This window comes from Herbaspirillum sp., assembly GCF_017744395.1.
GTDB lineage: Bacteria > Pseudomonadota > Gammaproteobacteria > Burkholderiales > Burkholderiaceae_D > Herbaspirillum.
In genome coordinates, this window is sequence record NZ_JAGIBI010000001.1 from 388360 (window position 1) to 409202 (window position 20843).

The 20843-nt window shown below is 65.5% G+C and carries 20 protein-coding genes; 12 read left to right on the forward strand and 8 right to left on the reverse strand.

The features are described from left to right. The first annotated feature begins 144 nt into the window (after positions 1-144). The 4 genes from J7548_RS01760 (at position 145) to J7548_RS01775 (ending at position 3204) form a co-directional block, all read left to right on the forward strand. Positions 145-381 (forward strand): hypothetical protein, encoded by a 237-nt coding sequence (locus J7548_RS01760; RefSeq protein WP_290969486.1) that lies wholly within the window; start codon positions 145-147, stop codon positions 379-381. A 370-nt stretch (positions 382-751) separates the two neighbouring features. Further along, positions 752-1027 (forward strand): hypothetical protein, encoded by a 276-nt coding sequence (locus J7548_RS01765; protein WP_290969489.1) that lies wholly within the window; start codon positions 752-754, stop codon positions 1025-1027. Positions 1028-1135: 108 nt separating this feature from the next. Beyond that, complete coding sequence (cobU, locus tag J7548_RS01770; RefSeq protein ID WP_290969492.1) at positions 1136-1729, forward strand: bifunctional adenosylcobinamide kinase/adenosylcobinamide-phosphate guanylyltransferase; 594 nt, start codon at positions 1136-1138, stop codon at positions 1727-1729. A gap of 38 nt (positions 1730-1767) precedes the next feature. Continuing rightward, on the forward strand, positions 1768-3204 hold the full coding sequence (locus J7548_RS01775) for a cobyric acid synthase (RefSeq protein WP_290971553.1): 1437 nt from the start codon (positions 1768-1770) through the stop codon (positions 3202-3204). A 60-nt stretch (positions 3205-3264) separates the two neighbouring features. Here the strand turns inward: J7548_RS01775 and J7548_RS01780 are convergent, their stop codons facing one another. The 3 genes from J7548_RS01780 to J7548_RS01790 all read right to left on the reverse strand — a co-directional run bounded on the left by J7548_RS01780 (position 3265) and on the right by J7548_RS01790 (position 7964). Beyond that, positions 3265-3462 carry a hypothetical protein gene (locus J7548_RS01780; protein WP_290969494.1) on the reverse strand — a complete coding sequence of 66 codons (198 nt, stop codon included), beginning with the start codon at positions 3460-3462 and terminating at the stop codon, positions 3265-3267. A gap of 100 nt (positions 3463-3562) precedes the next feature. Further along, complete coding sequence (locus J7548_RS01785; RefSeq protein WP_290969497.1) at positions 3563-4576, reverse strand: response regulator transcription factor; 1014 nt, start codon at positions 4574-4576, stop codon at positions 3563-3565. Beyond that, complete coding sequence (locus J7548_RS01790; RefSeq protein ID WP_290969500.1) at positions 4554-7964, reverse strand: ATP-binding protein; 3411 nt, start codon at positions 7962-7964, stop codon at positions 4554-4556. Before J7548_RS01790 ends, J7548_RS01785 begins: the two co-directional genes overlap by 23 nt. A gap of 539 nt (positions 7965-8503) precedes the next feature. On the opposite strand from J7548_RS01790, the gene urtA reads away from it, so the two are divergent. The 8 genes from urtA (at position 8504) to J7548_RS01830 (ending at position 16307) form a co-directional block, all read left to right on the forward strand. Then, positions 8504-9760 carry an urea ABC transporter substrate-binding protein gene (urtA, locus tag J7548_RS01795; RefSeq protein ID WP_290969504.1) on the forward strand — a complete coding sequence of 419 codons (1257 nt, stop codon included), beginning with the start codon at positions 8504-8506 and terminating at the stop codon, positions 9758-9760. A 226-nt stretch (positions 9761-9986) separates the two neighbouring features. Next, complete coding sequence (urtB, locus tag J7548_RS01800) at positions 9987-10904, forward strand: urea ABC transporter permease subunit UrtB (protein WP_290969506.1); 918 nt, start codon at positions 9987-9989, stop codon at positions 10902-10904. Positions 10905-10947: 43 nt separating this feature from the next. Beyond that, entirely contained in the window at positions 10948-12147 is a 1200-nt protein-coding gene (gene urtC, locus J7548_RS01805; protein WP_290969510.1) for an urea ABC transporter permease subunit UrtC, read from the forward strand. Then, a complete protein-coding gene (gene urtD, locus J7548_RS01810; RefSeq protein ID WP_290969513.1) occupies positions 12144-12911 on the forward strand; it encodes an urea ABC transporter ATP-binding protein UrtD in 768 nt (255 codons plus the stop codon). The genes urtC and urtD overlap by 4 nt, the downstream gene beginning before the upstream one ends. Before the next feature lie 18 nt (positions 12912-12929). Continuing rightward, positions 12930-13619, forward strand: coding sequence for an urea ABC transporter ATP-binding subunit UrtE (gene urtE / locus J7548_RS01815; RefSeq protein WP_290969515.1), 690 nt, complete (start codon positions 12930-12932; stop codon positions 13617-13619). A 39-nt stretch (positions 13620-13658) separates the two neighbouring features. Further along, positions 13659-14681, forward strand: a complete 1023-nt coding sequence (locus J7548_RS01820; RefSeq protein WP_290969518.1) for an aliphatic amidase — start codon at positions 13659-13661, stop codon at positions 14679-14681. Between the two features lie 65 nt (positions 14682-14746). Further along, positions 14747-15925 (forward strand): formamidase, encoded by a 1179-nt coding sequence (gene fmdA / locus J7548_RS01825; RefSeq protein WP_290969521.1) that lies wholly within the window; start codon positions 14747-14749, stop codon positions 15923-15925. Positions 15926-16010: 85 nt separating this feature from the next. Further along, positions 16011-16307 carry an FmdB family zinc ribbon protein gene (locus J7548_RS01830; RefSeq protein WP_290969524.1) on the forward strand — a complete coding sequence of 99 codons (297 nt, stop codon included), beginning with the start codon at positions 16011-16013 and terminating at the stop codon, positions 16305-16307. Between the two features lie 28 nt (positions 16308-16335). On the opposite strand, the gene phnX is transcribed toward J7548_RS01830, so the two are convergent. The 5 genes from phnX to phnD are packed head-to-tail and all read right to left on the reverse strand — an operon-like array spanning position 16336 to position 20826. After that, on the reverse strand, positions 16336-17169 hold the full coding sequence (gene phnX / locus J7548_RS01835) for a phosphonoacetaldehyde hydrolase (RefSeq protein ID WP_290969527.1): 834 nt from the start codon (positions 17167-17169) through the stop codon (positions 16336-16338). A gap of 25 nt (positions 17170-17194) precedes the next feature. Then, positions 17195-18277: an iron-containing alcohol dehydrogenase PsrA gene (psrA, locus tag J7548_RS01840; protein ID WP_290969529.1), complete on the reverse strand. Its 1083-nt coding sequence runs from the start codon at positions 18275-18277 to the stop codon at positions 17195-17197. Between the two features lie 37 nt (positions 18278-18314). Continuing rightward, positions 18315-19163 (reverse strand): phosphonate ABC transporter, permease protein PhnE, encoded by an 849-nt coding sequence (phnE, locus tag J7548_RS01845; protein ID WP_290969533.1) that lies wholly within the window; start codon positions 19161-19163, stop codon positions 18315-18317. Then, complete coding sequence (gene phnC / locus J7548_RS01850; RefSeq protein WP_290969536.1) at positions 19160-19963, reverse strand: phosphonate ABC transporter ATP-binding protein; 804 nt, start codon at positions 19961-19963, stop codon at positions 19160-19162. Before phnC ends, phnE begins: the two co-directional genes overlap by 4 nt. Beyond that, positions 19960-20826 (reverse strand): phosphonate ABC transporter substrate-binding protein, encoded by an 867-nt coding sequence (phnD, locus tag J7548_RS01855; protein ID WP_290969539.1) that lies wholly within the window; start codon positions 20824-20826, stop codon positions 19960-19962. The genes phnC and phnD overlap by 4 nt, the downstream gene beginning before the upstream one ends. Positions 20827-20843: the final 17 nt, after the last annotated feature.

Consider the following 20843-nt stretch of genomic DNA (forward strand, 5'->3'; position numbering starts at 1 on the left):
ACGGGTGTTTTTGCTGTCAGGCAATGGGGAATCCGTCTTCCGGACCTCCTACACCGGAATTCCCCAATCTCGGGTTGCCTGACGCTTGCCGCGTTCCTAAGATGAATGGATCGCGTCAGATTACGTCAGGCAGGAGGGCCGCTCATGGACAAGCACGCGCCACCGGGTACGCCAGCCGCTGCCGCAAGCGGCGTCCGGGGCAAGCGCAACGGCGGCGAGCCTGCGCCGCCCGCCGGGCACAAGCCGCCGCGGCCGGAGACCGAAGCGCTTGAAGTGCCGGAACCCGACGGCACGGAAGACCCGGGCGCCAGCGCCGACGATGGGCTGATGCCCGAACAAGGCGCCAGGGGCGGCGGGGAGCCGCGCCAAGGCAAGCGCTAGATCCCCGTTTCCGCGCGTCCGCCTGAACCTCTGAACCTTGTACACGGAGGCCATCATGCACAGACCCCAGGATGTTCCGCCGATGGAGGTTCCTCCCCTGGACCCGACACCGCAACAAGAGCCGATTCCACACCAGCATCCCAGCCGGCAATACGCCGCCGGGTGATGCGCAGCAGGAGGCGCCATTTGAAAAACGCTTTGCATACGCCGCAGGAAACGCCGCCGATCCCGGAACCGCCACCACCACCGCCGCCGGAGCTGCCTGACGACGATCCGGTGCCGGTCGAGGACCCGCCGCTCAATCCGCGCCCACCGGATAAGCCTATCCGTATGCGGTGAGGCGCCAGATTGCGCCGGAGAGGAGATTGCCATGTCCAAGTCCGATTCGTCGGATTCATCTTCCGCAGAGCGGGAGCGCCGCCGCCGCGGTAGCGCCAATGCGCCCGCAGTGAAGCAGGCCGCTTCCGACAACGAGATCGGCCGCGGCATCGTCGAGGACGATGCGCGCAAGCTGGCCGAGCAAAACAAGACGGTGCGCGATAACGAACGCGACAAGCGGGAGCGCAGGCAGGAAGCGGAAATCGACCAGGCGCTGGCCGACACCTTTCCTGCCAGCGACGCCATCGACCGTTCGACGGGACGCTGACGAAGGCTTTCTTGCCGGCGCGACAGGCGTGACCGCATCCGGTTGTCCCCGCAAAGCCCGGCCTTTATACTGCCCGGCTAAAGACGACGGCAGACGGGGGAAAGCGACATGAAGAGCATGCAGACGCGGCGTACGCTGGTGTTCGGCGGCGCCCGTTCCGGCAAGAGCGCGCACGCCGAGAAGGAGGCGCTGGCCGCCTTGCGGGCGGGAGCCGGGGAGATCGTCTACATCGCCACCGCCGGCCGCACCGATGCCGAGATGCAGGCGCGCATCGACCATCACCGCCGGCGGCGCGAATCGCTGGAAGGGCGCTGGCGTACCGTGGAGGAACCGCTGGCACTGGGCCGGGCGCTGCGCGACAACGCCGGGCCCGGCAGGGTGGTGCTGGTCGATTGCCTGACGGTGTGGCTGTCCAACCTGCTGTTCGCCGAAGGCGGGGATTTTCCGGAAATGGGGCCGATTGACGCGCCCGCCGCTTTCGTGGCGCAGCGCGCCGACTTCCTGAGCGCTTTACAGGAGGCACAGGGCACGGTGCTGCTGGTATCCAACGAGGTCGGCATGGGCGTCGTGCCGCAGGGCGCGGTGTCGCGCTGGTTCGTCGACGAAGCCGGTCGCCTGAACCAGGCGGTGGCGGCGCTCTGCGAGCGGGTGCAATGGGTCGCCGCTGGACTGCCGCTGAACTTCAAGGACCTGCCGTGCTGACAGGTCCGCCGCCTTCCGCATTTCCCTTCCATACCCTGATGATCCAGGGCACCACGTCGGATGCCGGCAAGAGCACGCTGGCCGCGGCGCTGTGCCGGCTGCTCAGGCGCGACGGCATCGCGGTGGCGCCGTTCAAGCCGCAGAACATGGCGCTGAACAGCGCGGTCACCGCCGACGGCGGTGAGATCGGCCGCGCCCAGGCGCTGCAGGCGCAGGCCGCCGGCATCGCCCCGCATACCGACATGAACCCGGTGCTGCTCAAGCCTTCCAGCGACACCGACGCGCAAATCATCGTGCACGGCAAGGTGCGCGCCGATATGAACGCGCGCGACTACCACCACTACAAGACCGAGGCGATGCAGGCGGTGCTGGCGTCCTACCGGCGCCTGCGCAACCAGTACCGGGCCATCATCGTCGAAGGCGCTGGCAGCCCGGCCGAAATCAACCTGCGGGCGCGCGATATCGCCAACATGGGCTTCGCCGAGGCGGTCGATTGCCCGGTCATCATCGTCGCCGATATCGATCGTGGCGGCGTGTTCGCGCACCTGACCGGCACGCTGGACTGCCTTGCCGAGAGCGAGCGCGCACGCGTAGTCGGCTTTGTCATCAACCGCTTCCGCGGCGACATCGGCCTGCTGGAGCCGGGCCTGGACTGGCTGGAACAGCGTACCGGCAAGCCGGTGCTGGCGGTGCTGCCGTACCTGCATGGCCTGCACCTGGACGCGGAGGATGCGATCGCCACGGCGCAGGGCGCGCGCGGGCAATTCCGGGTGGTGGTGCCGGTGCTGCCGCGCATCAGCAACCACACCGATTTCGACGCATTGCGCGCGCATCCGGAGGTGGACTTGCAATTCATCGGGCCGGGCCGCCCCATTCCGCCCGCCGACCTGGTCATCCTGCCCGGCAGCAAGAACACCCGCGGCGACTTGGCATGGCTGCGGCAGCAAGGCTGGCCCGCCGCGATCGGCAAGCACCTGCGCTACGGCGGCAAGCTGATCGGCATCTGCGGCGGCTTCCAGATGCTGGGCCAGAGCGTGGACGACCCGCACGGCGTGGAAGGCGCGCCGGGCAGCACGCCCGGCCTGGGCCTGCTGGCCATGCGTACCGAACTTACACGTGACAAGCGCCTGCTGCAGGTCAGCGGCCATTGCAGCTTCGGCGCAGGCGCGGCCGATGTGCGCGGCTACGAGATCCACATGGGCGTGTCGGAAGGCCCGGCCTTGCAGCGTCCGGCCTTCATCATAGAAGGGCGCGGCGAAGGGGCCTTGTCGGAAGACGGGCAGATCCTTGGCAGCTACCTGCACGGCATGTTCGATACGCCGCAGGCGTTTTCGGCGCTGCTGTCATGGGCGGGACTGGACGGCGCCAGCGCGGTCGACCTGGATGCCTTGCGCGAAGCGAGCCTGGAGCGGCTGGCCGATGCGGCGCTGCCGTTGTACGAGGCCTTGAAGAAATTGCGGTCGCGCTTCAGCTGAAGAGGCGGAAAAAGAAAGTCCCGGCGCGCGGGCCGGGACGGTGGGGGAATCGGCGCGGCTTCAGGCCAGCGCTTCCTTGGCGGCTTCTTCCGGGGTGAGGCCTTCGTAGAACATGTCGGTGAACCATTCGACCTGCTCTTCGATGTGCTCCTGCGCCTGGTCCAGCGTCGCGCCGCCCTTGACCAGGAACTGTTCGACTTCGGTGCACCATTGGATCAGGGCTTCGGTTTCCGGATCCAGCTTTTCTTTCTTGGGCATGATGATTCCTTGCATCGGTGATGTATCGCGTGAACTGAACGCATTTGCAAGGATATGCCAAACACGGCGAGCGCGTGGGAATTATCTCTCCGGATGCCGGCTATTGCAGCAGCCCGCCGCCGGCCGGCTGCGCCATGCCGCTGGCGAGAACGGCGGCCGCCGACCGGGTTTCCACGCCGAGTTTCACGAAGATGTGCTCCAGGTGCTTGTTCACGGTGCGCGGGCTCATGCCGAGGATCTCGGCGATGTCGCGGTTGGTCTTGCCTTTGCCGAGCCACATCAGCACATCGTTTTCGCGCGGGGTCAGGCGGAAGCCGTCGAATGAGGATGCTGAAGCAGCATCGTCGCCGGCTTCCTTCGAAGCCCGCACGGTGAGCGCAGTGGCGGAGTGTTTTTCTTCAAGCAACAGCGTAATGCCGTGGCCTTGCCCTGCCAGCGAGGCGGCGATGCTCAATTCGCTGTCGCCTTGCTTGACCACCAGCGGCGCGATGCCGCCGATGCCGTCGACGCCGCCGTCCTGGCGCTGCCGAGCCAGGTTCTCGTTGAGCCAGAGTTGCAGCGGCGCCGGCAACTTGTGGCCGGCCGGCGTGGCGGATCCCGCAGGGAAATATTTTTCCAGCCATATCGATGCCTTGCTGGTCTGCCACAGCGGCAAGCCATTGCCGCCCAGCACGATGACGGCATGCGCCGCATGTTCCAGCACGCCGCGCGTCTGCGACATCATGCGCGCCGTGCGGATGTGCGAGCCGATGCGCGCCACCACCTCTTGCGGCCGGATCGGCTTGGTCACGTAGTCGATGCCGCCCACCTCGAAGCCGCGCACCACGTGTTCGGTCTCGGAGAGGCCGGTCATGAAGACCACCGGAACGTGGCTCACGCTCTTGAGCAGCTTGATGCGGCGGCAGGTTTCGAAACCGTCGATGCCGGGCATCACCGCGTCCAGCAGGATCAGGTCGGGCGTGATGCGATCCAGGCGTTCCAGCGCGCTCATGCCGTCCGTGGCCACCAGCACGATGTGGCCGCTTTCGTCGAGCGAATCCGACAGCATGGACAGGTTGTCGGGCATGTCGTCGACGATGAGGACCACATGCCTATCGAACGTCGTTGAGATCATGGCGGATCATCTCCTTGATGCGGGTGACATATTCGTTGAGGCGGAACTGCTTGACCAGTTGCCTGAGTTCGGTGGTGAAGGGGAGGTAGGCGGGATTTTGCCGCTCCATGTCGTCGAGCTGCCGGAGGATTTCCTTCGCGTAGCCGATCGTTCCCAGTTCCAGCAGCGCGTGCAGCTTCTTCTGGGGCGGCACCAGCATCAGGGGTTGCGCCGCGCCGGTCGTGGGCGGCGAGTCTGATTGCGGCGCAGAGACCCAGTCGATACTCAACTGCTGCCTGATCTTGGCCAGCAGATCGCCGTACGACACCGGCTTGACGATGAAATCGTTGTACAGCAGCGGATCGCTGCGCTCGTGCCCGGCTTCGAAGGCATCGGCGGAAACGAACACCACGGGCAAGCGCGTCAGCCCGCGCGCGCGGATCGCGCGCGCCACCGACCAGCCATCCATCAGCGGCATGGCGATGTCGAGCAGGACCAGGTCCGGGATGGCGCGCGCCAGCTCCTCCATGCAGGCGATGCCGCCATCCGCCTCCACCACCTCGAAACCCAGCGGCAGCAGCATCTCCTTGAGGATCTGCCGCTGCGACGCCTGGTCGTCCACCACCAGCACCCGTTTGGGCGGGCCGATGTAGCCCGGCATCTGCTCTTCCAGTTTCAGGATCGGACGCGGCACATGCACTTCCGGCAGGTAGATCTTCAGGTGGAAGCTGCTACCGCGGCCAACCTCGCTCTCCACGGCCAGCTCGCCGCCCATGATATGGGTCAGCATGCGGCTGATCGCCAGGCCCAGGCCGGTGCCGATGTCGCCGCGCAGGTTGGCGGCGTTGCTGCGTTCGAAGGGCAGGAAGATGCGCTCGAGATCGTCCTTGGCGATACCGATGCCGGTGTCGACGATGTCGAAGTAGGCGATCTCGCGCGCATAGCGCACCCGCACGGTCACGCCGCCGCTGTCGGTGAACTTGACCGCGTTGCCCAGCAGGTTGATCAGGATCTGGCGCAGGCGCTTCTGGTCGGCGTGGACGATATGGGGCAGGCGGCCGATTTTCTCGAAGCGGAAGCCCAGCCCTTTCTGTTCCGCCTGCGGGGCGAACATGCCGGCGATCTGGTCGAGGAAACCCGGCAGCGCCAGCTCGTCCGACGCCAGGCGCATCTTGCCGGCCTCGATCTTGGCGATGTCGAGCAAGCCGTCGATCAGGCTCAGCAGGTGCTCGCCGCTGCGGCGGATGATGGCGATGGCGTCCTTTCGCGCCGGCGGGATGGTGGCGTCCACATGCAGGATCTGCGCGTAGCCGAGGATGCTGTTGAGCGGCGTGCGCAGCTCGTGGCTCATGCCGGCCACGAAGCGGCTCTTGGCCAGGTTGGCCGACTCGGCGGCTTCCTTGGCGCGCTGCAGCTCGGCATCGGTGCGCTTGTGCGCCTCGATTTCCTGCAGCAGCAGGTTGGTCTGGCGTTCCGATTCCTCCTGCGCCACCGCGCGGCTTTCATTGGTCAGCACCAGCCACCATGCGCCCACGCCGAGCACCACCAGCAGCATGCAGAACAGCTTGATGAAGATGCCGCGCAGGGATGCGGGCGAGCCGGGCGCCACGCCGGAAAGGTCGGCCATCTGCTGGAAGTACAGCATCCACAGCATGACGGCCAGGCTGCCGGCGAGGATGCCGAACACGATCAGGTAGTGGCCGATGCGGGTGTTGAGCTTGAGCGAGAAGCGCGCCGGCATCAGGCGGCGCAAGCTCAGGAAGATCTGGTTCGGCAGGCGCGCCGCCGGCGTCTTGCAGCGGTCGTTGCAGCGCGCGTCGAGCGAACAGCACAGCGAGCAGATGGCGCCCTGGTAGGCCGGGCAGTGGGCCATGTCCGGCGTTTCGAAGCGGTTGCCGCAGATGACGCAGTCGAGCTGCCCCTGGTGCGCATGCCCGGCCAGCGTGTCGCGCCGCGCGGTGTAGTAGCGGCTGCCGGTGGCCACGGCGATCAGCGGCGCGCACAGCAGCGCGGTGCCCAGCGCGATGAAGGGCGCCATCGCCGCGGCCAGCTTGCCCAGCACGCCGGACATGGCAACGGCCGACAGGATCGAGGCGATCGCCATCGAACCTACGCCCACCGGGTTGACGTCATACAGGTGGGCGCGCTTGAACTCGATGTGCGCCGGCGAGAGCTTGAGCGGCTTGTTGATGACCAGGTCTGAGACCACCGCGCCTATCCATGAGATCGCCACCAGGCTGTACAGCGCCAGCACGTGCTCAAGCGCGTTGAACACGCCCAGCTCCATGAGCAGCACCGCGATCAGCACGTTGAACACCAGCCACACCACGCGGCCGGGATGGCTGTGCGTCAGGCGCGCGAAGAAGTTCGACCAGGCCAGCGAACCGGCATAGGCGTTGGTCACGTTGATCTTGATTTGCGAGACCACCACGAACAGCACCACCGCCCCCAGCGCCAGCGCCGGATTGGAGAATACGTAGCGGTAGCCGACCAGGTACATCTGGGTCGGCTCCACCGCCTTGTCCATCGGGATTTCATGCTGGATGGCCAGGAAGGCCAGCAGGGCGCCGCCCAGCATCTTGGCGCCGCCCAGCAGGATCCAGCCGGGCCCGGCCAGCAGCAGGGCGCTCCACCAGCGGCCGCGGTTGGCCGCGGTCTTCTCCGGCAGGAAGCGCAGGAAGTCGACCTGCTCCCCGATCTGCGCGATCAGCGAGAACGCCACCGTGGCGGCGGCGCCGAACAGCAGGATGTTGAACGAGCTGCCATCCTCGGCGCGGCCGGCGAAGGTGATCAGGTTGGCCAGCGCCTCCGGTTCCTTGTGCAGCACGCAGATGTAAGGCAGCACCAGCAGCGCGATCCACAGCGACTGCGTCCACATCTGCAGCCGGTTGATCAGGGTGATGCCGTAGGCCACCATGGGAATGACGATCAGCGAACACAAGACGTAGCCATAGACCAGCGGCAGGCCGAAATAGATTTCGATGGCCTGCGCCATGATCGCCGCTTCCAGCGCGAAGAAGATGAAGGTGAAGCTGGCGTAGATCAGCGAAGTCACGGTCGAGCCGATGTAGCCGAAGCCGGCGCCGCGCGTGAGCAGGTCCATGTCGACGCCGTAGCGGGCGGCATAGTAGCTGATCGGCAGGCCGGTCAGGAAGAACAGCACGACCACGCAGATGATCGCCCAGAAGGTATTGGTAAAGCCATAACTCAGCGTGATGGCGCCGCTGATCGCTTCCAGCGCCAGGAAGGAGGTCGCCCCCAGCGCGGTATTGGCCAGGCGGAACTCGGACCAGCGGCGGAACGAACGCGGCGTGTAGCGCAGCGCGTAGTCTTCCAGCGTTTCGTTGGCGACCCAGGTGTTGTAGTCGCGTCGTACCTTGACGATCCGTTGTATGGCGGGATTGCTCACATTTTGCTCGCGTTCTTATAGGCGGTTTGCTGCCGCATGGCGGATTGCGCGGTGCTGCCGGGGCGGATGCCGCATGTCGCGGCACGGCATCGCGGCCCCCGGCCTCCCTTGAAAGCAATTTTCAAACCAATCGGCGTCCGATGGCATACGTCATTTGACGTATGCCATCGGGCCGATACCGGCGCATTTCACCAAAACACGGCACGGTTGTGGCGTTGACCATCCCTGTGCGATGGGCGGCAGGCCGGCGGCGCGCACCAATACCATGCCGCGTATGCGCGAAACGTGTGCAGGCGCATGCCGGGCGCGCCGCATGGTTTTTACGTCAAACGACGTATTGTTGCGCCGCATCGTCAATCCTATTCTTCGTCCCAGAACGAACGGCAATGAAGCGCGAACGACGGCGAGGGAACAATGGCTCGCATGTTGGCAAGAGCAGGGGCGCGTTTCATCCGGCATGTTCGTTTCGACCGGCGCACCGGTCCAACCACGCGCAGACCGCGTCCATGACATCCAACAAAGCCCGAAAGGAGTACCGCATGTCGCACCGTTCCTCTTCCAGACCTCCCTCATCCCAACGGCGCAAGATCCTGATGGGGCTGGCCGCCGGTGCGGTTGCCGCGGCGCTGCCGGGCATGGCCTCGGCGCAGCAATTCCCGACCGCCAAGATCAACACCACCAAGCTGGCCATCACCGACACCGAAGTCACCGTCGGCCAGTTGCACTCGGCCACCGGCACCATGGCCATCAGCGAGACCGGCTCGATCCAGGCCGAACGCCTGGCCATCGAGCAGATCAACTCCATGGGCGGCATCCTCGGCCGCAAGATCAAGATCATCCAGGAAGACGGCGCCAGCGACTGGCCCACCTTCGCCGAGAAGGCCAAGAAGCTGCTGGAGAACGACCGCGTCGCCGCCGTTTTCGGCTGCTGGACCTCGGCCTCGCGCAAGGCCGTGCTGCCGGTGTTCGAGAAGGACAACGGCCTGCTGTACTACCCGACCTTCTACGAGGGGCTGGAACAATCCAAGAACGTGTTCTACACCGGCCAGGAGGCCACGCAGCAGGTGCTGGCCGGCCTGAACTGGGTGGCCAAGGAAAAGAAGGCCAAGACCTTCTTCCTGATCGGCTCGGACTACATCTGGCCGCGCACCTCCAACAAGATCGCCCGCAAGCACATCGAAAACGTCCTCAAGGGTTCGGTGGTGGGCGAGGAGTACTACCCGCTGGGCAATACCCAGTTCGGTTCGCTGATCAACAAGATCAAGCTGAAAAAGCCGGACGTGATCTTCGCCGACGTGGTCGGCGGCAGCAACGTCGCCTTCTACAAGCAGTTGAAGGCGGCCGGCGTCACCGCCAAGACCCAGAATCTGCTGACCATCTCGGTGACCGAGGATGAGATGCTGGGCATCGGCGGCGAGAACGTCGAGGGCTTCTTCGCGTCGATGAAGTATTTCCAGAGCCTGGACAATGCCAACAACAAGAAATTCGTGGCCGAATTCAAGGCCAAGTTCGGCGCCAATTCGGTGATCGGCGACGTCACCCAGGCGGCCTACCTCGGCCCCTGGCTGTGGAAGGCGGCAGTTGAAAAGGCCGGCAGCTTCGACGTCGACAAGGTGGTGGCGGCATCGCCCGGCATCGAGCTCAAGACCGCGCCGGAAGGTTACGTCAAGGTCCACGAGAACCATCACCTGTGGAGCAAGACACGTATCGGCGAGGCGCAGAAGAACGGCCAGTTCAAGGTCATCTACGAGTCCGACCTGATCGAGCCGAATCCCTTCCCCAAGGGCTATCAATAAGCTTGCATGGCCACGGCTGCATCAAGTCCTGCCGGTGGCGTTCTTTCTCCAGGCCTTTGCGGCTGCGCGACGAACGACACTGGATCCCGGCCTGCGCCGGGATGACGGAGGTGGAGCTGCGGCCGTCGATCCGAGCAACAAAGCGGCGGCGCCTGTTGTGACATGCGGGCGCTGCCGCCCACGCGATCCGCGCGTTTCCATTTCATCGCCCACGGCGGGAGTCAATATGGTTTCTCTATCCGAATTCGGCGCCATCTTCGCCATGCAGGGCTTCAACGGCCTGTCGGTGTTTTGCGTGCTGCTGCTCATGGCATTGGGCCTGGCCATCATCTTCGGCCAGATGGGCGTGATCAACATGGCGCATGGCGAGTTCCTGACCATCGGCGCCTACATCACCTACCTGCTGTCGCACCTGACCGCCACCTACGCGCCGGCGCTGCAGCCGTTCTATTTCTTCGGCGCGGTGGCGCTGTCCTTCGCGGTGGCCTACGGCGTCGGCTACCTGACCGAGATGCTGCTGATCAGCCGCCTCTACAAGCGCCCGCTGGATACGCTGCTGGCGACCTGGGGCCTGTCGCTGGCGATGCAGCAGACCTTCCGCTCCATCTTCGGCGCCAAGGAAGTCAGCGCGACCTTACCGGACTGGCTGCTGGGCTCGTTCAAGCCGACCGAGGACATCGACATCCCGCTCAACGGCCTGTTCATGATGGGACTGACGGTGCTGCTCACCGGCACCATCTTCGTGTTGCTGTTCCGCTCGCGCTGGGGCCTGCAGGTGCGCGCCACGATGCAGAACCGGGTCATGAGCGGGGCGGTGGGCATCAACACCCGCAAGGTCGACCGCACCACCTTTGCACTGGGCTGCGGCGTGGCCGGGGTGGCTGGCGCGGCGTTCACCACGATCGGCTCGACCGGGCCCACCAGCGGCTCGCTGTACATCGTCGACACCTTCCTGGTGGTGGTGTTCGGCGGCGCCCAGAGCCTGGTCGGCACGATCGCCTCGGCCTTCTCGATCGCCCAGACCCAGTCTACCGCCGAGTTCTTCCTGACCGGTTCGATGGCCAAGGTGCTGACGTTGTCGGCGGTGATCCTGATCCTGATGCTGCGTCCGCAAGGCCTGTTCTCGGCCAAGGTCCGCAAATGAGGCAGGCCTGATTTTCCAGACTCCCCCTTCGCGAGGTTAGACAATGAATGCAGCATACGAAAAATTATTGGGCGGCAGATCCGGACTGATCGGCTTGCTGGTGCTGGCGGCGCTGTTGCTGCTGGTGTTTCCGCTGGCGCTGGACATGTTCCGCCTCAACCTGGTCGGCAAATACCTGTCGTATGCCTTCGTGGCGGTCAGCCTGGTGCTGTGCTGGGGCTATGGCGGCATCCTCAGCCTGGGGCAGGGCGTGTTCTTCGGCCTGGGCGGCTACTGCATGGCGATGTTCCTGAAGCTGGAGGCGTCCGACCCGGTCAGCACCAAGATCCAGTCGACGCCGGGCATTCCCGATTTCATGGACTGGAACCAGCTCACCGCCTTGCCGGCGATGTGGCAACCCTTCCACAGCTTCAGCTTCACCGTGCTGGCGGTGCTGGCGGTGCCCACGCTGCTGGCCCTGCTGATCGGCCTGGCGATGTTCAAGCGGCGCGTGGGCGACGTGTATTTCTCGATCGTGACGCAGGCCATCGCGGCGATCCTGTCGATCCTGATCATCGGCCAGCAGGGCTTGACCGGCGGCGTCAACGGCATCACCGACCTGAAGACCCTGATGGGTTGGGACATCCGCACCGACAGCGCCAAGCTGATCCTGTACTTCGTCAACGCCGGCCTGCTGTTCGCCTGCATCTTGTTCGGCCGCTACATCCTCGGCTCCAAGCTCGGCCGCTTGCTGGTGGCCATGCGCGACAAGGAAGAGCGGGTGCGTTTCTCCGGCTATGACGTGGCCAGCTTCAAGGTCTTCGTGTTTTGCGCAGCGGCCATGTTCTCGGCCGTCGGCGGCGCCATGTTCACGTTGCAGGTGGGCTTCATGTCGCCGTCCTTCGTGGGCATCGTGCCTTCCATCGAGATGGTGATCTATGCCGCCGTCGGCGGACGCATGTCGCTGCTGGGGGCGGTCTACGGCACGCTGCTGGTGAATTTCGGCAAGACCTATTTTTCCGAGACCTTCCCCGAGCTGTGGCTGTTTCTGATGGGCGGCCTGTTCATTGCGGTGGTCATGTACTTCCCCAACGGCCTGGCCGGGTTGTACCAGAGCCAGGGCAAGCGCTTGCTGGCGCGCTTGCGGCGCAAGCCGGCTCCCGAGCCGGAGCGGGCCAAGCCCAAGGCGGTAGCCAAAGCGGCCCAGATTGAAACCACCCGCGACGGCATCGAGCCCGGCGCTACCCTGGAGGCCAGCAAATGAGCGACGCACCTATCGGATTCGAATCGGATGCCCACCCGGTCCTGGCGATCGAAGACCTGACGGTTTCCTTCGACGGCTTCAAGGCGGTCGACAAGCTGAACCTGTACGTGCAGCGCAACGAGGTGCGCGTGGTGATCGGCCCTAACGGCGCCGGCAAGACCACGGTGCTGGATCTGATCTGCGGCAAGACGCGCGCCACCTCGGGCAGCATCCGCTTCAACAACCATGAGCTCACGAAGATGAGCGAGCACGCCATCGTGCGCGCCGGCGTCGGGCGCAAGTTCCAGACGCCGTCGATCTACGAGAACCTCTCGGTGTTCGAGAACCTGGAAATGTCCTTTCCGCGCGGCCGCAAGGTGTTCGGCGCGCTGACCTTCAAGCGCTCGCCGGACGTGGTGGCGCGGGTGGAAGCGGTGGCCGCGGAGATATTCCTGGATGAATTCCTGCACACCCAGGCCGACCTGCTTTCGCATGGGCAGAAGCAGTGGCTGGAGATCGGCATGCTACTGATGCAGGAGCCGGAACTGCTGATGCTGGACGAGCCGGTGGCCGGCATGAGCGTCTCCGAACGGGAAAAGACCGCGCAACTGCTGGGCCGCATCAGCCAGGGGCGCTCGGTGGTGGTGATCGAGCACGACATGGATTTTGTAAAAAGCATAGCGCACAAGGTCACCGTGCTGCACCAGGGAAAGATCCTCGCTGAAGGCAGCATGGACAAGGTGCAGTCCGACCCCAAGGTCATCGACGTCTATCTCGGCCATTAACCCAACCCGGAGCCAGCCATGTTCAAGGTCTCGCAACTCGCCTCCGGCTACGGCCAGAGCGCGGTCATCCACGATATCAACCTGTCGGTGGCGAAGGAGGAAATCGTCGCCGTCATGGGGCGCAACGGCATGGGCAAGACCACGCTGTTCAAGACCCTGATGGGCATCCTCCCGCTGCGCGGCGGCAGCATCAGCATCGACGGCGTCGAGCTGAGCGGCATGGAGAGCTACCAGCGCGTGGAGTGCGGCGTGGCTTATGTGCCGCAGGGCCGCATGATCTTTCCCGGCATGACGGTGCTGGAAAATATCCAGACCGGCCTGGGGCCGGCCGCGCGCGGCAAGGTGCCCGACGAACTCTACGCGCTGTTCCCGGTGCTGTATGACATGCGTACCCGCAAGGGCGGCAACCTCTCCGGCGGCCAGCAGCAGCAACTGGCGATCGCCCGCGCGCTGGCGACCAATCCGCGCGTGCTGCTGCTGGACGAGCCGACCGAGGGTATCCAGCCCTCCATCATCAAGGACATCGCGCGAAGCCTGAAGGAGATCCGCAAGATCCGCGAGCTGACCATCATCGTCTCGGAGCAGGTGCTCAGCTTCACGCTGGAGATCGCCGACCGCTTCCTGGTGATCGACAAGGGCCGCTTCGTCTACGAGGACACGCGCGACCACGTCGATGCGCCGACCATCAGCAAGTACCTGTCCGTATAAGTCAATTCGTCACAGCAGTTTTCGCCAGGGAGTGAAGCCATGAGGCATGGAGATATATCGAGCAGCAAGGACGCCGTGGGCGTGGCAGTCGTCAACTACAAGATGCCGCGCCTGCATAACCGCAGCGAAGTGCTGGACAACGCCAGGAAGATCGCCGCCATGCTGGTGGGGATGAAGCAGGGCCTGCCGGGGCTGGACCTGGTGGTGTTCCCGGAGTACTCGACGCACGGGATCATGTACGACGAAAGGGAGATGTACGAGACCGCCGCCACCGTCCCCGGCGACGAGACCCGCATCTTCTCGGAAGCCTGCCGCATCGCCGGCGTATGGGGCGTGTTTTCGCTGACCGGAGAACGCCATGAGGAGCATCCGCGCAAGGCGCCGTACAACACGCTGGTGCTGATCAACGACCAGGGCGAGATCGTGCAGAAGTACCGCAAGATCATGCCGTGGACGCCGATCGAAGGCTGGTATCCGGGCGATGCCACCTATGTGTGCGAGGGCCCCAAGGGCCTGAAGATCAGCCTGATCATCTGCGACGACGGCAATTACCCGGAAATCTGGCGCGACTGCGCCATGAAGGGCGCCGAGCTGGTCGTGCGCTGCCAGGGCTACATGTATCCGGCCAAGGAGCAGCAGGTGCTGGTGGCCAAGGCGATGGCATGGATGAACAACGTATACGTCGCGGTGGCCAACGCCGCCGGTTTCGATGGCGTGTATTCCTATTTCGGCCATTCGGCCATCGTCGGTTTCGACGGCCGCACGCTGGGCGAATGCGGCACCGAGGAAATGGGCATCCAGTACGCCGAACTGTCGGTGGCAGCGATCCGCGACGCTCGCCGCAACTGGCAGTCGCAGAACCACCTGTTCAAGCTGCTGCACCGCGGCTACACCGGCAAGATCAATTCCGGCGAAGCGCCGGCGGGCGTGGCCGACTGCCCGTTCGATTTCTACAAGACCTGGGTCAACGACCCGCAGGCCGCGCGCGCCGCGGTGGAGTCGATCACGCGCCAGAGCGCCGGCACGCCCGAGTGCCCGGTGCCGGGCATTCCGGCCGAATGAAGCGGAGCCGGCCGCACAGCATGTCAGACGCAGCAACACCATGAACCACATCCAAAGGAGGTCACATGCAACACTTCAAGATCAAGCCCGGCGTACCGCTGGCGGAGCAACCTGAACTGGGACACAACCGCTGGCATCCGGACCTGCCGTTCCTGTCCTCGGTCAAGCCGGGCGAATCGATATTGATCGAATCGCTGGATTTCCTGGACGCCCAGATCAAGGACACCGACGACGTCTCCGACGTCAAGAACGTCGACCTGACCCGCGCCCACCCGCTGACCGGGCCGTTCCACGTCGAAGGCGCGGAGCCGGGCGACCTGCTGGTGATCGACCTGCTGGACATCAAGCCGGTTACGCCGGTGGGTTTTTCCGGCGTGTTCTCGAAAGAAAACGGCGGCGGTTTCCTGGCCGACTATTTCCCCGAGGCGGACAAGGCGATCTGGGACTTGAAGGGCCTGTACGCGACCTCGCGCCACATTCCCGGCGTGCGCATCGCCGGACTCACGCACCCGGGCCTGATGGGATGCTTGCCGTCGCATGATCTGCTGGCCGAATGGAACCGTCGCGAGGCGCCGCTGGCGGCCAAGGGCCTGGCCAAGCCGCCCGATCCGAGCACCGCAGTGCTGCGCGGCTTGAGCGGCGCCAAGTTCGACGAGATGGCCAAGGTCGCGGCGCGCACCGTGCCGCCGCGCGAGCATGGCGGCAATACCGACATCAAGGACCTGTCGGCCGGCACCCGGATCTTCTTCCCGGTGTATGTGAAGGGCGCGGGCTTCTCGATGGGCGACCTGCACTTTTCGCAGGGCGACGGCGAGATCGGCTTTTGCGGTGCGATCGAGATGGACGGCGTCAGCCACGTCGGCTTCGACCTGATCAAGGGCGGCATGGCGAAGTACAACATCACCTCGCCGATCTTCATGCCCAGCATCGTCAAGCCGCACTATGAGCAATGGCTGACCTTCGAAGGCATCAGCGTGGAGAACGGCACCAACTACTACCTGGATGCCACGGTGGCCTATCGCCAGGCCTGCCTGAAGGCGATCGATTACCTGACCCATTTCGGCTATACCGGCAGCCAGGCCTACATGCTGCTGACGGCGGCGCCGGTGGAAGGGCGCATCGGCGGCATCGTCGACATCCCCAACTGCGCTTGCACGGTGGCCTTGCCGACGTCGATCTTCGACCAGGACATCACGCCCAAGGGCATGCTCAACGACAAGTCCTATTGGGGACGCAAGCCTTAGTGTCTGGCGTGCCGGTCGCGGAATCGGGCCTGGCCCGGTCCGCGGCCAGGCGCACAGTTGGAACTCACCGCACATCGGAGTACATATGCCTTTATACGATATCCGCTGCAGCCACTGCGAAGGCATCTTCGAGAAGCTGCTCGGCATGCAGGCCCTGGAGGGGAAGGTCGCCTGCCCTTATTGCAAGCAGGACACCGCCGCGGCGCCGCTGTTGACGGGCGGGCGCGTCGGTTTGCAGGTCAGGGAGCGCTGGCGGCCGCGCAACGGCGCAGAGCAATTGGCGGGGCAGGGAGCCGCCGGCCCGGGCGCGCACGCCGGCGCGGGGCGCAGCAGCGTATTGCACAACTGCAAAGGGCATAGCTGCAGTATCTGCGCGACCTGAGCGCCATGGCAGCGAGGATGGGACGCGTTCAGGGCCTCTCGCCGACCTTCAGGCGCGCTTCGATCTGCGCCACCACGCCAGGCAAATCCGCCACCGAATCGATCACGTAGTGGGCGCCCGCGGCGCGCAGCTTCTGTTCCGCCTGCGCCTTGAGGGCGCTTACCTTGGCGGGTTCAAGCCCGACCAGTTCGCGATGGGTGTAGCCGACTTCATTGCCCGACAGCGATACTCCCACGCTCCACATGCCGGCGCGGACGCCTTCCTCGATGCCGGGCACGGTGTCGTCAACCTTGATGCAGCCGGCCACGTCGCCGATCTTCAGCGCCAGCACGTTGGCCAGCGCCATGTAGGGGCCGGGTCGGCCGCCGGCGGCCAGTTCGTCGCCGGCCACCACGTGGTCGGGGGCGATGCCGTCCCTGGCCGCCAGCGGCAGCAGCACATCGAGCACTTCACGCGGATAGCCGGAGCAGGAGCCGACCTTCAGGCCGCGCCCGCGCAGCCAGGCGAGCATCTGCGCGGCGCCGTCGATGGGTTGTGAATACTGGCCGACCTTGGCGATCTGCATCGGCATGAAGCGCGCATAGATGGCGTCGACATCCTGGTCGGTCGGGGCGCGGCCGGTGCAGCGTTGCCACTGGGCGGCGATGTCGGCGTCGTCCAGCAGCGTGCGGATGTGCTGCCACTTGGACAGCCCCATCGGGCCGCGCGCCTGCTGCAGCGTGATGTTGATGTCGAAGCTCTTGAACGCGTCGACGAAGATCTGGGTCGGCGCCAGCGAGCCGAAGTCGACCAGGGTGCCGGCCCAGTCGAAGATGACGGCTTCGAGGGCGATGGCGGTTTTGTTTGCAGCGGACATGGACATTCCTTGATGGATGGATCGGTTATATTCAGGCGGCGGCGATGAAGTTGCGGCCGCGCGGGCCTTGCAGGGCGCGCTGTACCAGCGTGTCCCAGTCGTCGGCAATACCGTAGCGGGCGGAATCGGTCGATACGCCCAGCCCTTCCAGGAAGCCTGACAGGCGAGCCACGGCGTCGTCTTCACCGGTAGCATCGAATATTTGCAGCAGCAGGGCATCGACGCCGGCATCGCGGCCGAAGGCCAGGCGCATCACGTGCGGCAGCGAGAACGAACAGGCAATGCCGTGCGCGATGCCATGGTGCAGCGTGATGTCGTAGGAGAGCGAATGCGCCAGCGCGGTCTTGGTGTTGGAGAAGGCCAGCCCGGCCTGCAGCGCCGCCACCGCCATGCGCTCGCGCAGGGCCGGGTCGCGCGGCTGGCGCATCAACGGCGGCAGCGTGGCGACGATCTCGCGCGCGGCGGCCGCGGCCAGGCTGGACGAGACCGGGTTGCGGTTGACGTTCCAGATCGACTCCAGCGCGTGCGACAGCGCATCCAGGCCGCTGGCCAGGGTGGCGCCGGGCGGCAGGCTCAGCATCAGTTGGGGATCGACGATGGCGGCTTCGGGCCAGGTCCAGTCCCGGTGCAGCGAATACTTGCTGCCGGCGGCGGCGTCCCAGATGGTGGCCCAGGGCGTGACCTCGCTGCCGGTGCCGGCGGTGGTGGGAATGGCGATCAGCGCCTTGGTGCGCTTGGCTTCCAGCGGCGCGCCGTCGCGCAGGTGCGCCAGCAATTCGTCGAAGCGGCCCGATCCGGTAGCCGCCAGCATGGCCTTGGCGCAGTCGATCACGCTGCCGCCGCCGAGGGCGATCACGCATTCGGCATCAGCATGTTTCGACCAGACGCGTTCGAACATGGCCGATAGCCAGCGGACGTCGGGGTTGGGCTGCACGGCGTTTTCGATGCCGGCCAGTTGCGGGCCGAGCAGATCGGCCATGTCTTGCTCCAGGCCCAGCGCGGCGGCTTCCGGAAAGGTGACCAGCAAGGCGCGGCGGCCTGCCAGCAGGGCCGGCAGGCGTTCCAGGCTGCCGATTCCGGCGTGTACCGCGACCGGATTATGAAAATTCCACATGAGCGTGTTTCTTGATCTTGAATGGGAGTAAGGGGATTCAGTGCGCGCGGCCGTCCTGGATCATCTGGCGCAGGCGGCTGGAGATGGCATCGGCGGCGACCACCATCAGCGTCACTACGACGATGCAGGTGGCGGTGTCCTGGTACTTGAACAGCTTCAGGCTGTTGACCAGTTCGAAGCCCAGCCCGCCGGCGCCGACCATGCCCAGCACGGTGGCCTGGCGCAGGTTGACCTCGAAGCGATACAGCACGGTGGCGATCCAGGCCGTGACGACCTGCGGCAGCACGCCGAACACGATCACCTGCAGCGGCCGGGCGCCGGTGGCGCGCAGGGCTTCCAGCGGGCCGTCGTCGATTTCCTCGATGCTTTCGGCGAAGAACTTGCCGACCATGCCCACGCCATGCAGCGCCAGGGCCAGCACGCCGGGGAAGGGGCCAAGGCCGACCGCCGAGACGAACACCAGCGCCAGGATCAGCTCGTTGATGCTGCGCGTGACGTTGAGCAACTGGCGCACGCCCTGGTACACGACGCGGTTGCGGTTCAGGTTGCGGGCGGCGAGGAAGGAAACGGGGATGGCGCCGAGTACGCCCAGCAAGGTGCCCCACAGTGCGATCTGCACGGTTTCGATGGCCGGGTTGACCAGCTTGCCGAGGATGCTCCAGTTGGGCGGGAACGAGCGGCTGAGGAAGTCGCCGATCTGCGGCAGGCCGTTGGCCAGTTCGCTCCAGGAGAGTTGCGTGCCTTGCGCGCTCCAGGCCAGCACGAAAGCGGCCAGCGCGACGGCGCCCACGCACAGCAGCCAGGCGCGCAGGTTCAGCGGGCGCGGGCCGGTCCAGACGTAGTCGTGGTAGCTGCCGGTGGCGGCGTTTTGCAGGGGGGCGTTCATGGCAGGGCTCCTTGCGCGGCCAGTTCCGGGGTGTGCAGGGACGCGGCCGGCTGCCCGGCGTTGTGGGCGTGCACGGGACCGGCGTAGATCTGGCTGAGGTGCGACTCGTGCAATTCGTCGCCGCGGCCGTCGAACACCAGCTTGCCGCCGGCCAGGCCGACGATGCGGTCGCCGAACTCGCGGGCGTAGTCGACCTGGTGCAGGTTGCACACCACGGTGATGCCCAGTTCGCGGCAGGCCGCGCGCAGATATTGCAGCACCAGGCGCGCGGTCTTGGGATCGAGGCTGGCCACCGGTTCGTCGGCCAGGATCACCTGCGGCCGCTGCGCCAGGGCGCGCGCGATGCCCACGCGCTGGCGCTGGCCGCCGGAGAGGGCGTCGGTGCGCTCATGCGCCTTGTGGCCGAGTTCGACCCGCTGCAGGCAATCCATCGCCAGCGCCACATCCTGCCGCGAGAACAGCTGCAGGATGGAGGCCAGCGAAGACACCTGGCCGAGGCGGCCGGTCAGCACGTTCTTCAGCACCGACAGGCGCGGCACCACATTGTGGTGCTGGAAGATCATGGCCACGTTGCGGCGCAGGCGGCGTACGTTGCGCGCATCGGTGGCGTCGTATCCGGCCGCCACCAGTTCGCCGGAAGTCGGTGCGACCAGGCCGTTGATACAGCGTAGCAGGGTCGACTTGCCGGCGCCCGAGGGGCCCAGCACCACCAGGAACTCGCCGGCGGCGACATCGAGGTCGATGCCGCGCAGCACGGCATTGCTGCCGTATCGCTTGGTGAGCGAGCGGATCCGGATCATTTCATCGCCTTGAGGTCAAGGTTGAGGATCTTGGCGGTCTCGCGCACGACGTTGTAGGCGGCATCGTTGGTCGGCACGAAGCCGTTGAGCATGCCTTGGTCTCCCCATTGCACGTCCTTGACGCTGGCGAAGGCGGCGGCGATCTTCTGCTTCAGCGCCGGGTCGAGGTCGCGGCGCCAGACCATCGGCGACTCGGGAATGTCGGGCGAGGTCCACACCACATTCAGGTCGGACTGCTGCACCACGCCCTTGGCAACGGCGGCGGCCAGGATGCGGTCGGCCACCGCTGCGGCATCGACCTTCTTGTTGGCCACCGCCAGGATGCTGGCGTCATGCGAACCGGAGAAGATCACCCGCGAGAAGTACTTGTTGGGATCGATGTTGAGCTTTTGCAGGCCGGCGCTGGGGAACAGGTGGCCCGAGGCGGACGACGGGTCGACGAAGGCCATGGTGCGGCCCTTCAGTTGCTCCAGGTTCTGGATGCCGCTGTCCTTGCGGGCGATGATCAGGCTCTTGTAGTAGCTGCGGCCGCTCTTCTTGGTTTCGGCGACCGAGAACGCCTCGACATTGGCCACCGAACTGGCCAGCACGTAGGAGAAGGGGCCGAGGTAGGCCACGTCCAGCTTCCTGGCGCGCAGCGCCTCGATGATGCCGTTGTAGTCGGTGGCGATGAAGGGCTTGACCGGCATGCCGAGCTGCTTTTGCAGGGTGTCGATGACGGCCTTGCTGTTTTCCAGCATGGCTTGCGAGTCTTCGGCCGGGATCAGGCCCACGGTCAGGGGCTGTGCGGCCAGTGCCGGCAGGCCCGGCAGCGATGCGGCCAGGGTGCCCAGGCAGAGGGCGATGAGGGAGCGGCGTTTCATGTTCTATCCTTAATCTT